At 68.6% G+C, this 12,000-nt stretch carries 10 protein-coding genes and 2 pseudogenes; 4 read left to right on the top strand and 8 right to left on the bottom strand.

From position 1 onward, the window contains the following. The 3 genes from MTR62_RS17720 to MTR62_RS17710 all read left to right on the top strand — a co-directional run. Positions 1-314, top strand: a 314-nt coding sequence (locus MTR62_RS17720) for a GcrA family cell cycle regulator (RefSeq protein WP_244023408.1), incomplete at its 5' end; no start/stop codon positions are given. A gap of 93 nt (positions 315-407) precedes the next feature. After that, complete coding sequence (locus MTR62_RS17715; RefSeq protein ID WP_244023406.1) at positions 408-1,172, top strand: peptidylprolyl isomerase; 765 nt, start codon at positions 408-410, stop codon at positions 1,170-1,172. Positions 1,173-1,329: 157 nt separating this feature from the next. Continuing rightward, entirely contained in the window at positions 1,330-2,532 is a 1,203-nt protein-coding gene (locus tag MTR62_RS17710; RefSeq protein ID WP_244023403.1) for a GGDEF domain-containing protein, read from the top strand. A gap of 173 nt (positions 2,533-2,705) precedes the next feature. Here the strand turns inward: MTR62_RS17710 and MTR62_RS17705 are convergent. The 8 genes and pseudogenes from MTR62_RS17705 to MTR62_RS17670 all read right to left on the bottom strand — a co-directional run. Further along, positions 2,706-2,987 (bottom strand): annotated as a pseudogene (locus tag MTR62_RS17705) (DUF3142 domain-containing protein); the annotation flags it as partial. A 275-nt stretch (positions 2,988-3,262) separates the two neighbouring features. Then, positions 3,263-5,380 (bottom strand): hypothetical protein, encoded by a 2,118-nt coding sequence (locus MTR62_RS17700; protein WP_244023401.1) that lies wholly within the window; start codon positions 5,378-5,380, stop codon positions 3,263-3,265. A 157-nt stretch (positions 5,381-5,537) separates the two neighbouring features. After that, positions 5,538-7,826 (bottom strand): polyribonucleotide nucleotidyltransferase, encoded by a 2,289-nt coding sequence (gene pnp / locus MTR62_RS17695; RefSeq protein ID WP_244023399.1) that lies wholly within the window; start codon positions 7,824-7,826, stop codon positions 5,538-5,540. 235 nt (positions 7,827-8,061) lie between these two features. Beyond that, complete coding sequence (gene rpsO / locus MTR62_RS17690; RefSeq protein WP_244023415.1) at positions 8,062-8,331, bottom strand: 30S ribosomal protein S15; 270 nt, start codon at positions 8,329-8,331, stop codon at positions 8,062-8,064. 6 nt (positions 8,332-8,337) lie between these two features. Next, positions 8,338-9,255: a tRNA pseudouridine(55) synthase TruB gene (gene truB, locus MTR62_RS17685; protein ID WP_244023413.1), complete on the bottom strand. Its 918-nt coding sequence runs from the start codon at positions 9,253-9,255 to the stop codon at positions 8,338-8,340. Positions 9,256-9,387: 132 nt separating this feature from the next. Continuing rightward, positions 9,388-9,855, bottom strand: coding sequence for a hypothetical protein (locus MTR62_RS17680; protein ID WP_244023397.1), 468 nt, complete (start codon positions 9,853-9,855; stop codon positions 9,388-9,390). 121 nt (positions 9,856-9,976) lie between these two features. Next, entirely contained in the window at positions 9,977-10,642 is a 666-nt protein-coding gene (locus tag MTR62_RS17675) for a site-2 protease family protein (RefSeq protein WP_244023411.1), read from the bottom strand. 84 nt (positions 10,643-10,726) lie between these two features. Then, complete coding sequence (locus MTR62_RS17670) at positions 10,727-11,323, bottom strand: thymidine kinase (protein ID WP_244023409.1); 597 nt, start codon at positions 11,321-11,323, stop codon at positions 10,727-10,729. Between the two features lie 151 nt (positions 11,324-11,474). Here MTR62_RS17670 and MTR62_RS17665 point away from each other — a divergent pair. Next, positions 11,475-12,000: pseudogene (locus tag MTR62_RS17665) on the top strand (hypothetical protein); the annotation flags it as partial.

Genomic DNA, 12,000 nt, shown 5'->3' with positions numbered 1-12,000 from the left:
CCGGTGGCTTCCTGCGCCAGGGCCCCGGCGATCAGCAGCCACCGATCCCGCCCGCCCCGCCGCGCCGCCTGGTCCCCGCCAAGCCCAGCCCGGAAATCGCGGACAAGACCAGCCTGCTCGATCTCAACGATCGCATCTGCCGCTGGCCGGTCGGCCACCCCGGTGAGCCCGATTTCCATTTCTGCGGCGAGAAGGTCAATCCCGGCTTCCCGTACTGCGTCGAGCATTGCGGCCGGGCCTACCAGGCGCAGCTGCCGCGCGGTTCGCGCCGTCCGCCCCCGCCGCTGCCCTTCGGCGGTCCGCGCGTTCGCTGAGGAAACGGGGCGCGTCCGCAAGGGCGCGCCCCGTTCCGCAAAAACGCCACCAGCCCGCCCAGTACGGCCAGGAGCCCTTCGATGCGACGTAGCATGACCCGCACCGCCCTTGCGGCAACGCTCGCCGTCACGGCCGCGCTTTCGGCGAGCCCGGCCCTGACGCAGGCCAACGCACCGCAGGCCAACGCACCGCAAGCCACGCCCGCGCCAGCCGAAACACCCGCCCCGCCCCCGGCGGCGGACCCGGTCCACTACGTCTACGTGGCGCTGACCACGTCTGCGGGCACGATCACGCTCGCGCTCGACACCACGCACGCGCCCAAGACCTCGGCCAACTTCCTCAAGTACGTCGATGCGCATAACCTCGACGGCGCGCCGTTCTACCGGGCGATGCATCTCAAATACAACGACGGTCAGGACGAGGGACTGCTCCAGGGCGGGGTCCGCCTTGCCAACAAGCTGTTCCCGCCGGTGGCGCATGAAAGCACCAACCAGACCGGGCTGCGCCACACTGCGGGCACGATCTCGATGGCCCGCTTCGCGCCGGGCACCGCGACCGCCGATTTCATGATCCTGATCTCGGACATGCCCGCGCTCGACGCCGAGAAGGGCAACGACGGAACCGATCCGGGCGCGGGCTTTGCCGCCTTCGGCCATGTCATCGCCGGGATGGACGTGGTCAAGACGATCTGGGCCATGCCGCGCTCGGCCACCAAGGGCGAAGGCGTGATGAAGGGCGACATCCTTGAGAACGAGGTGCCGATCCTCACCGCACGCCGGGTGAACAAGCCCGCCGTGGAGCCCGCCGCACAGCCCGCCCCCGTACCGGCTGGCGCGCCGAACGCCGAGGCGCTCTGAATCCATCCCGATACCCTGTCGGCGGCGGGCACGCCCCCCGCATTTAAGGGGAAACCCGATTGCGCCCGCAACCGCCGGGCAACCCTGCCACGCTAGGCTGACCTCTTCCCTCGGGGCCTTCATGGCCTCAGGCCATCGCAGGGTGTCGACGCCAGCCATGAACGCGCACGATCCGAGCACTTCCCGTGGCAACTGGGCCCGCTGGTTCGGGCTGGGGGGATCGCGTTCGGACGAAGACGAGAGCGCGGCGGGACACCCCGGCGCCGGGCCGGCTGCGTCCGAGACGCCCTCTGACCGGCGCCGTCGCCAGATCCTCGACGACCTCACCCGTTTCCTCGATACGCACCGCCTGCCGGTCACCGCCGAAACACTCGGCCTCGCGCACGACATCGTGACCGGGGCCGATCCCCCGCTGGTGCGGCTGGTTACCGAGCGCGTGGCGAGCGGCGCGCCGCTCACGCTCGAATGGCTCGAACAGAGCGCGGCGCTGCGCGAGGCCACGGACGGCGCGCAGGGCGTGCACACGCTGGCGCGCAGCCTCGAGCGGGCAATCGCCCAGTTCGCGCAGACCGCCACGCGGGCGCGCACCGCCGCCAGCGGCTACAACAAGGCGCTGGCGGCGCATGTCGATGAAATGGGCGCGAGCGATTCGTGCGAAGTGCCCTGCTCCTCGATCACCACCCTGACCACCATCGCGCGCGAGATGCTGCGGCGCACCCGCGACATCGAGCGCGAGATGAACCGCTCCGAGCGCGAGACCCAGACCCTCCAGCAGAACCTCGAGGACGCCCGCCGCGAGGCCGAGATCGACCATCTGACCGGGCTGCCCAACCGGCGGGCCTTCGAAGCGGTCTTTGCCGAGGAATTCGAGGAAGCGCAGGCGGGCCGCGACGCGCTGTGCGTCGCCTTCTGCGACATCGACCGCTTCAAGCGCATCAACGACACCCACGGTCACGAAGCGGGCGACCGGGTGCTGCGCACGGTGGCGCAGGCGCTCGCCGAACTGTCGAACGACCGATGCCATGTTGCGCGCCACGGAGGCGAGGAATTCGTCGTGCTGCTGCGCGGCTCGAATTTGAAGGAGGCCTGCGCGATTCTCGATGACGCCCGCGAAGCGCTATCGTTGCGCCGGCTGGTCAACCGGGTCACCAACACCCCCTTCGGACGGATCAGCTTTTCCGCAGGCGTTGCCGACGCGCATGCCTATGCCGACCGGCGCGAGGCGCTGCGCGCGGCCGACGAGGCGCTGTTTCGCGCCAAGCTTTCGGGCCGCAACCGGGTCATGGCCGCGGGGCTCGACGATTGGGCGGGCTTTCGCGTGGTGCCCGCCGCGCCGCCTGGCGACGACGGCGAGCCCTGATCGACCAGGAAAACGACGTAGCCTGAAAACCCCGGCGTGCGCTCCAGCCCCGCGGGCGCCTGCCAGACCCCGCCTTCGACCAGCGCGACACGGAACCGGATGCCCAACCGGCCCAGCGTCGCAAGATAGGCGCCCGTGCCGGGCAGCGTGGTGCGCCCCTGGTAGGTCTGCACCACGATTTCGTCGACCACGCCCGCAAGCCGGGCGAGCGCGGCGCGCGGCGCGCCCGCGCTCCAGTCCATCAACCCGGTGATCGAGAGTTTGAAGCGCCGGGGCAAGCGGGCGCGCAGAGCTTCGAGAAACGCGGCGTAACCCTCCAGGCCATGGGTCGCGGCGTCGAAATCGATCTGGAGCCCCACCACCCGGCCTCCCGCCGCCGCCCAGCGCGCCAGCGTGGAGAGGACCGCGGCGGTCACGCTTTCCTCCCAGTCAAGCCGCTCGACGCGCACGCTCATCCACACCTCGGGCCCCTTGGCATGGGGCGCGCTGCGCAAGGGCACGAAGCCTTCGGCCGGACCGCCCGCGCCCGATCGATGGCGCACTTCGCCCGCCAGCGCGTAAACCGTGCGCGCCTCCCCCAGCCAGGCGGGCGGCGCGACACCGGCCCACAGGAAGAACGCCTGATAATCGCGCGCGCGCACCCGCTCCGCCCCCTGCGGCACAGCGGCGGGGCGACACCCGCCCAGCACCGCCAGCGCGCCGATCCCGGCAAGCAGCGCGGCGCGCCGGGTTACCAGTAGTACTTGAGCTTCAACGCCCATGGGCTCTTGGGATAGGCGCGCTTGAGCTGGTCGAACCAGGCCTTGCGCTGGGCGAGCGGCACGTCCTTCGCGCTGCACTGGTTGTTGCCCGAAGGCGCGTAGCACATGACCGAGCGATAGAGCGCGTAGGCGCGCTGTTCGTCCGACGCCCCCTTCCCCGCCAGCACGCGGGCATAAAGGCTGGCGCGATCGGCCGCCTTGCCGGGAAAGCGCGACGCGGTGCCGCCCAGCTGATCGGCGCTGCGCCAGCGCTCGCCCGCGATGTAGCCGTCGAATTCGTTGAGACGGTAGAATTCCCCCAGACACAGCAGCGCACCGGGCGCGGCCGGGTCCGCGGCGAGCCGCGCAGCGACCCCGGCCAGATCGGGACAGGGGATCGCCGCCGTGTCGAGACGATCGGAAAAGCGCCCGACCGGCACCGTGCGCGTCTCGTCCTCGAGCCACCAGCCGGGGGTCGCCGTGCGGTTGGCATCGGCCGGGATCAGCGCCCGGTCGCGCCCGAAATCGGCGTAGGCGCCGCGGGTCAGGTCCTTGTAGAGCAGCGTCATCACCGCGACCTGCCGCTCGAGCGCGCTCGTCCCGCCGCGCGCCTGGCGGCGCAGGAGATCGGGCCCGGCGACGTGTTCGAGCAGGGTTGCGCGGATTTCGGGAACGGTGATCGGGCTTTGCGGCGCAAAGACCGCATCGAGCCCTTCGTGCCGCTCCCAGTGCATGGCCAGCGCAAGTTCGACCATCGGGCGCTGGTAAAGCGGATCGGCGCCCGTCACGAGCTGCGCGAAGAAGCCTGCGGTGTTGCGATCACCCAGCCGTTCGAGCGCAAGTCCGCGCATCATCTGGCGGCTGAAGGCCAGGGGCGTGTAGCGGGGCTGACGCGCATCGTCGGGCAGCAGGGCCAGCACGGCGCGATCATCGCGCGCCACATGGTAGGCGTAGGAGGCCTTCAGGAAACCATAGAGGTCGGGCATCGTCGCGAAGACCGGGGCCTGCGCGGCGAGTTCCGGCGCGCTCAGTGTCCTGGGGGGATTGGCCTCGGCCAGATAGCCCGGATCGCTGCGCATACGCACCAGGTCCCAGGTCGCCAGCAGCAGCGGGGTGTCGAGATGCGCCGCCCGCCCGGCGGTGAACAACGCCTTGCCATCGGCTTCCTCGATCAGGTCGAGCGTGGCCGGATGGGAGAACCCCGCGCCATCCAGCAACCCGCCATAGACCCTGGCAAGCGGGGCATCCTCGCCCTGCAGCCAGAGCGCACGGCGGCGCAGCCCCCTGGCCGAGGCGGCGTAGCGCCCCTTGGGATAGGCGGCGAGATAGGCCTCGAGCGCCTCGGCGCCCTCTTTCGCGCGGGCCTTGTCGACCTTGGCCGGATCGTACCAGCCCCATTCGTCGAAGGCCTTGGCCTGCGCGGCGGCGAACCCGGTGCGCACGAGCATATAGCGCGCGGTCTGCGCAACCCAGGGCGCAGGCGCATCGCGCAAGGCCGCAAACTGCGCCTGCGCGCGGGCGAAATCCTGCGCGTAAAAGGCATGCGCGCCCTTGAGGTAATCGAGATAGGCACGCCCCGGCACACTGGCCACGCCGTCCGGCCAGACCGGGTCGCCACGCTCACCCTCGCAGGCCGCCTTGAGCGGCGCACGCGCGCCCAGCAACGCGGCGCGTTCGCCAGCCGGAACCCGGCTCGCCTCGAGCGCGGCGGCAAACGCCGCGCCACCGCTGGCAAGGCTCTGGCACACGGTCCCGGCGTAGGCGGGCGGGTCGACCCAGGTGGTGTCGGGCGTGCGGTTCCAGTAGGCCGCCTGCATCGCCTCCCAGCTCAGGAAGACATGCCCCAGCGGCGCGAGGTCCCATGAAGGAGCCGGATAGGTGCCCCCCGTTCCGGCGCCCTGCATCAGCCAGGCCAGGTTGATCCGGGTATCGTTGCGCGGCCCCAGCATCGCATCGCCCGCGCAGGCGTAGTCTGAGAGGCCCAGGCGCCACTGCGGCGTGCAGCCATAATCGCCGCTCGCGTCCGCCGCGTTGCCCCACAGCGCCAGCGCGCCGAGCCCGCCAAACGCCGTCCCCAGCGCCCATCGTCCGATCCGTTTCGCGCCCATACGTCCTCCCGCCCAAGTTGCATCGGCTTGCCCTCTTCGACGAGTTTACCCGCCTTGTCGAGGCTCGGCTGACGGGCACCAAAGCGCCGTGGACAAAAGAAAAGGGCCGCGATTGCGCGCGGCCCCTTCCTGTTCATGATGCGCGTCAAGCGGGCGATCAGTCGTCCTTGAGGAACGCGGGCATGTGGCCCGGATCGCCGCCTTCGTTGCCACCGCGCGGACCGCGATCGCGGCCCCCGTCACGGCCGCCGCCACCGCTGCGGCGCGGGCCACGGCGATCACCGCCACGGCCACCGTCGCGGTCACCGCGCGGTTCGCGCGGCGCCTTGGGCGGACGGGTGTCTTCCAGCTCTTCGCCAGTTTCCTGGTCGACGACGCGCATCGACAGGCGGACCTTGCCACGGTTGTCGATCTCGAGGACCTTGACCTTGACTTCCTGGCCTTCCTTGACGACGTCAGTCGGCTTTTCGACGCGCTCGTTCTTCATTTCCGACACGTGGACGAGACCGTCCTTGCCGCCCATGAAGTTCACGAAAGCGCCGAAGTCGACGATGTTGACGACCTTGCCGTTGTAGATCTTGCCGACTTCGGCTTCCTCGACGATGCCCTGGATCCAGGCCTTGGCGGCTTCGATCTGGCTGATGTCCGAGGAGGAGATCTTGATCACACCCTCGTCGTCGATGTCGACCTTGGCGCCGGTCTCGGCGACGATCTCGCGGATGACCTTGCCGCCGGTGCCGATGACGTCGCGGATCTTCGACTTGTCGATCTGGATCGTCTCGATGCGCGGCGCGTGCGCCGACAGTTCGGTGCGCGCCGAACCCAGCGCCTTGGTCATTTCACCCAGGATGTGCGCGCGGCCGGCCTTGGCCTGCTCGAGCGCCTTGCCCATGATTTCCTTGGTGATGCCGGCGATCTTGATGTCCATCTGCATCGTGGTGATGCCATTCTCGGTGCCCGCGACCTTGAAGTCCATGTCGCCCAGGTGATCCTCGTCACCCAGGATGTCCGACAGGACGGCGAACTCGTCGCCTTCGAGGATCAGGCCCATCGCGATGCCCGAGACCGGACGCTCGATCGGAACGCCCGCGTCCATCATCGAAAGGCAGCCGCCGCACACCGTCGCCATCGAGGACGAACCGTTCGACTCGGTGATGTCCGAGAGAACGCGGATGGTGTAGGGAAAGTCTTCCTTCTTGGGCAGCACGGGGTGCAGCGCGCGCCACGCCAGCTTGCCGTGGCCGATTTCGCGGCGGCCCGGCGCGCCGAAGCGGCCCACTTCGCCGACCGAGTAGGGCGGGAAGTTGTAGTGCAGCATGAACGAGGAGTACGACAGGCCTTCGAGGCCGTCGATCATCTGCTCGGCGTCCTTGGTGCCAAGGGTGGTGGTGCAGATGGCCTGCGTTTCACCGCGGGTGAACAGCGAGGAACCGTGGGTGCGCGGCAGGAAGCCGGCCATCGCCTCGATCGGGCGGACCTGGTCGAGCTTGCGGCCGTCGATGCGGGTGCCGTCCTTGAGGATGGCGCCGCGAACGATTTCGGCTTCGAGCTTCTTCATGGTCTTGATCGCGACCATCTGGGTCTGCGGGGTCTCGTCCGCGAAGGCTTCCTTGGCCTTGGCGCGCGCCGCGTTGAGCGCGTTCGAGCGGGCCGACTTGTCGGTCAGCTTGTAGGCGGCGGCAACGTCCTTGCCGACGGCCTTCTTGAGCTTGGCCTTGATGTCCGCGGTGTTGTCCGAGAGATCGATCTCCCAGGGTTCCTTGGCGGCCTTCTCGGCGAGGTCGATGATGAGATCGACGACCTTGCGGCATTCGTCGTGCGCGAACATGACGGCGCCGAGCATCTCGTCCTCGGCCAGTTCCTTGGCTTCGGATTCGACCATCATCACCGCGTTGCCGGTGGCGGCGACGACGAGGTCGAGACGACCGTCTTCCAGAGCGGCGGACTGCTTGGGGTTGAGCGTGTATTCGCCATCGACGAAGCCGACGCGGCAGGCGCCGATCGGGCCCATGAAGGGCACGCCCGAGATGGTCAGCGCGGCCGATGCGGCGATCATCGCCACGATGTCGGCCTCGGTCTCGCCGTCATAGGACATGACCTGGGCGATGACGTTGATCTCGTTGTAGAACCCTTCGGGGAACAGCGGACGGACCGGACGGTCGATCAGGCGGCTGGTCAGCGTTTCCTTTTCGGTCGCCCCGCGCTCGCGCTTGAAGAAGCCGCCGGGGATGCGGCCCGCCGACGAAAACTTTTCCTGGTAGTGAACGGTGAGCGGGAAGAAGTCCTGCCCTTCCTTCACCGACTTTGCCGCGGTGACCGCGCAAAGCACAACGGTTTCGCCATAAGTGGCGAGGACGGCACCGTCCGCCTGACGGGCGATGCGGCCGGTTTCGAGAGTGAGCGTCTTGCCGCCCCACTCCATCGATACGGTCTTTACGTCGAACATAAGATAATCCTCAGCCCATCGGCCCTATTGCCTGACGGGGTTTTCCTTGCCGGGGATGCCGTCCCGGTCCGGTACGGGGCCGTTTGCGCCCCAGGCCCCTCGCCGGATTGCGAGCAGGCCTTTCGTGTTTCGTGTCCGGCTGCCAGCCGGAGTGCGCCATCCTTAGCACGGCGCGAGGCCGGTGTGGATGGCACAATACGAAACGGCCCGCCAGAGGCGGGCCGAAACGCAGCTGTTACTTACGCAGACCCAGCTTCTGGATCAGATCGTTGTAACGCTGGACGTCCTTCTTCTTGAGGTAGTCCAGCAGCGAGCGGCGCTTGTTGACCATGGCCAGCAGACCGCGACGCGAGTGGTTGTCCTTGTGGTGAGCCTTGAAGTGCTCGGTCAGGTTGCGGATACGCTCGGTGAGGATCGCGACCTGGACTTCAGGAGATCCGGTGTCACCCGAAACGCGGGCGTTGTCCGTGATGATTTCCTGCTTCTTTTCGGCGGTAACCGACATATTCATTCACTCCGCGACATCCGTGAGGTTGAACCCCCGAACCACACGAGCATTGCCGTGTGAAAGCTCCACCAGCGCAACCGGAGTTCCCTCCAGCCGTGACCAGTGCAGCCCGTCGTCCTGGGGCATTCCGGTCAGAACTCGGCCCTGTCGGACCGCCCTTGCCTGCTCCGGGTCGAGGTCGATGGCCGGGATGTCGTCCAGCCCCGCCTCCAGCGGCAAGAGTATCTGTTCAAGAGGCGCGCCCTTACCGATTTCGTTCAATTTGTCCAGCGAAATCGCGTGCGCCAGGTCGAACGGCCCGGCCTTGATCCGCCGCAGCATCGTCACCGTGGCGCAGGAATCGAGTGCGTGGGCGATGTCGCGCGCGAGACTGCGGATGTAGGTTCCCTTGGACACGGCGGCGAGCAGCGTGACGCCCTCAGCCTCGTCGAACCCGTGGACCTCGAGGCGGTGGATCGTCACCGCGCGTTCCTTGAGCGTGACGTCCTCGCCCGCGCGCGCCAGATCATAGGCGCGCCGGCCATCGACCTTGAGCGCCGAATAAGCGGGCGGGACCTGCCGGATCGGCCCGGTGAAGCGCGGCAGGATCGCGGCCAGCGCCTCGGGCGTGGGGCGCACCGCGCTGGTGGCGATCACCGCGCCTTCGGCATCGAGGGTATCGGTCTCCTCGCCGAAGCGCAGGGTGAACAGATAGGCCTTGTCGGCATCGAGCATCCGCCCGGTCAGCTTGGTCGCCTCGCCCAGCGCGATGGGCAGCACGCCCGAGGCCAGCGGGTCGAGCGTACCGCCGTGGCCGACCTTGACCCCGCCCTTGAGCTTCATGTTGAAGCCCGCGGCCCGCAAGTTGCGCTTGACGGCCGACACGGCCTGCGTGGAGCCCAGCTCCACCGGCTTGTCGAGAATGATCCAGCCGTGGGGCATCAGCGGCTCGGGCGATCGGCGAAGGAGGGGCAAGAGGTCATGCCCGCCCCAAGCCGCACCGCGGCGCGCTTGTCAACTGCGCGTCAACGGCGCGTCAACGGCAGGGGCACAGCACCGCGCGCACCGGCCCTGTCAGCGTGTTCCGCTCGCCGCCGCGACCTTGGCGTGGGCCGCGCTCGTGCCGTCGCGCGTGGCGTCGAGGGCGTGCTTGCCATGCGCCTTGCCCTCGGGCGGACCGTCAACCTTCTCGAACGAGGAAAACATGTAGCGCTGCCCCTCGACCAGCACCCCGCCGAAGCGGTCGAGCGTGCCGCCCGGCCCGGCGATGATGCCGATCCGTTCGGCGTAGGGCAGGTCAACCGCCACGCCCATCAGCCGCGCCTTGTACCACTGCTTGTGCAGGTCCTTGAAATAGACCGTCCCGGTGCCGTCCGAACGCCAGTCGTCGACCCCGCCGTGATCGGCAAAGGGGATCGAGGCGTAGCGCGCGGCGGCCTTTTCGGCATGGCTCGGCGCATCCCTGGCGAACGCGGGCGCGGCGGCGGCGAGCGGGCTCAGCGCGACAAGGCTGAGCGGAACAATCCAGGCGGTCATCTTCATGGTGCATTCCTTTCGAACTGCGCGACCATTTGCCCCCTTTGTCGGTCCTTCCCGATATTGGCGCGGGCCAGGCCGATCGCAAGCCGAAGCGACAGTTTCATACAAATCGCACCGCTCGATTTCAGGTCCCCGAAACCATCCGCGCCAGAGCCAGGAAGTGGCCAAAGACCCAGCCGAACACCGGTTCGACCACGCGCTCGATCACCCCCCACTGCGGGAAGGCCATCGGCACCAGCACCAGGAGCACGACCATCAGCGCAAGTCCGAAGGGCCGCAACCGGGCATAGCGCTGCGCGAGCGAACGCGGCAGCAGCCCCTTGAGGATGTGCGAGCCGTCGAATGGGGGCACCGGCAGCAGGTTGAACAGCGCGAGGAAGAGGTTGAACTGGAGGAAGAAGGACAGGCTCGTGCCGACAAAGAGCAGCACCGGCCCGGTGTCCTCGGGCACGAAGCGCACGTAGAGCCCGATCGCCACCGCGCTCAGCGTCGCCAGCACGATGTTGCTGGCCGGACCCGCCGCGGCCACGAGCATCATGTCGCGGCGCGGATTGCCAAGCCGCCACTTGTTGACGGGAACGGGCTTGGCCCAGCCGAACACCGGCGCCTTCACCAGCGCGAGGAAGCCGGGCACCAGCAGCGTGCCCACCGGATCGACGTGGCGCAGCGGGTTGAGCGTCAGGCGCCGCGCCTCGCTCGCGGTCGGATCGCCAAGCAGGCGGGCAACCGCCCCGTGCGACACTTCGTGAAAGACGATGGCCAGGATCAGCGGCAGCGGCAGAGCCGCCATTTGCAAGGGAGTAAGGTCCATGCGCCGCGATTTAGGAGCGCGCGGCCGAATCGGCAATGAACCGGCGCAAACCCCGCGCCCGAATCAACGCGCCAGCGCCTCGCTGAAATGGCGCCGGCACAGCGCGATATAGCGTTCGTTCCCGCCGATTTCGGTCTGCGCGCCCTCCCGCACCGCACGCCCCTCACCATCGACGCGCAGGTTCATCGAAGCCTTGCGTCCGCAGTGGCACACCGCCTTGAGCTCGACCAGCGTGTCGGCAATACCCAGCAGCACCGCCGAACCAGGAAACAGCGCGCCCTGAAAATCGGTGCGCAAGCCATAGCACAGCACCGGCAGGCCCACCGTGTCGGCCAGATGCGCGCACTGCCAGACCTGCTCGGGGGTGAGGAACTGCGCCTCGTCGATCAGCACGCACGACAGCGGCTCTATGGCGTGCAGCGCGCTGACCCGCGCGAACAGGTCGGTTTCGGGAACAAAGCGGTGGGCGCTGGCGTGCAGGCCGATGCGGCTCTCGATCGCGTGATCCTCACCCGGCGCGCCGCGCGTCGCGCGATCGTCGAGCCCGGCGGTCCACAGCATCGTGCGCATGCCGCGTTCGTGGTAATTGAAGTTCGCCTGAAGCAGGTTCGCCGACTTCCCGGCGTTCATGCTGGCGTAGTAAAAGTAGAGCTTGGCCATCGCCACTGGGGATAACACCGTCGGCGCGGCTGTCCACGCTCTTGCCCTGCGTTCTCCCCGGCAGGAAGGATCAGACGAGAGTGCCTGCGGTGGTGGATGCCGCATGACCCGCGCGCCGGCGCGGACCCGAAAAACACCCGTGGAGTGTGCCATGAAACGAATGATCGCCGCCTTCGCCATCATGGGACTGGCGATAGCGGTCGCGATCTACATCGCGATGGCCCCGCTTGCCTCGCCCAGCGCGAGCGGCTCGCTCAACGCGCTGCTCGGCGCGTTCGACAACATGGTCAACCAGATCGAGGCCGGGGTCGGGCGCAGCACCGGCGCGCTGATCGCGATCGGCGTCGGCCTTGGTCTCTCGCTCGTCGTCGGGCTGGTGCGCGGTGGGCCGGGCTCGTCCGGGCGTGGGCAGGACCTGGGCCTGTTCGTGCCAGTCGAAACGGTCGAGTACGATCCGGCCGATACCGTGGGCGCGGACCCGTTCCCCGCCGACGATGAGGACGCCGCGCCGCACCTCGATGAAACCGGGGCCCCGCTCGACGATACCCCGCCGATCACCCGCGAACGGCTCGCGGCCGCGCGCCGCCATGCCGACGAAGCCGAACGGCGCGTCGAAGCGCAGCCCGCGCCCGAAAGCGCACCGCTCGCCCCTTCCGAGCCGCGCGATCCCGCTTTGG

It is taken from the genome of Novosphingobium organovorum, from assembly GCF_022832435.1.
Lineage (GTDB): Bacteria > Pseudomonadota > Alphaproteobacteria > Sphingomonadales > Sphingomonadaceae > Novosphingobium > Novosphingobium organovorum.
Note: the sequence above shows the minus strand (reverse complement) of the source record. Positions and strands in the feature narration are given on the sequence as shown.

Excerpts from the sequence above, each read along its gene's own strand:
- MTR62_RS17715 (WP_244023406.1), top strand. The coding sequence starts at position 408 with ATGACCCGCACCGCCCTTGCGGCAACGCTCGCCGTCACGGCCGCGCTT.
- MTR62_RS17710 (WP_244023403.1), top strand. The coding sequence starts at position 1,330 with ATGAACGCGCACGATCCGAGCACTTCCCGTGGCAACTGGGCCCGCTGG.
- MTR62_RS17680 (WP_244023397.1), bottom strand. The coding sequence starts at position 9,855 with ATGAAGATGACCGCCTGGATTGTTCCGCTCAGCCTTGTCGCGCTGAGC.
- truB (WP_244023413.1), bottom strand. The coding sequence starts at position 9,255 with ATGCCCCACGGCTGGATCATTCTCGACAAGCCGGTGGAGCTGGGCTCC.
- rpsO (WP_244023415.1), bottom strand. The coding sequence starts at position 8,331 with ATGTCGGTTACCGCCGAAAAGAAGCAGGAAATCATCACGGACAACGCC.
- pnp (WP_244023399.1), bottom strand. The coding sequence starts at position 7,826 with ATGTTCGACGTAAAGACCGTATCGATGGAGTGGGGCGGCAAGACGCTC.
- MTR62_RS17700 (WP_244023401.1), bottom strand. The coding sequence starts at position 5,380 with ATGGGCGCGAAACGGATCGGACGATGGGCGCTGGGGACGGCGTTTGGC.
- MTR62_RS17675 (WP_244023411.1), bottom strand. The coding sequence starts at position 10,642 with ATGGCGGCTCTGCCGCTGCCGCTGATCCTGGCCATCGTCTTTCACGAA.
- MTR62_RS17670 (WP_244023409.1), bottom strand. The coding sequence starts at position 11,323 with ATGGCCAAGCTCTACTTTTACTACGCCAGCATGAACGCCGGGAAGTCG.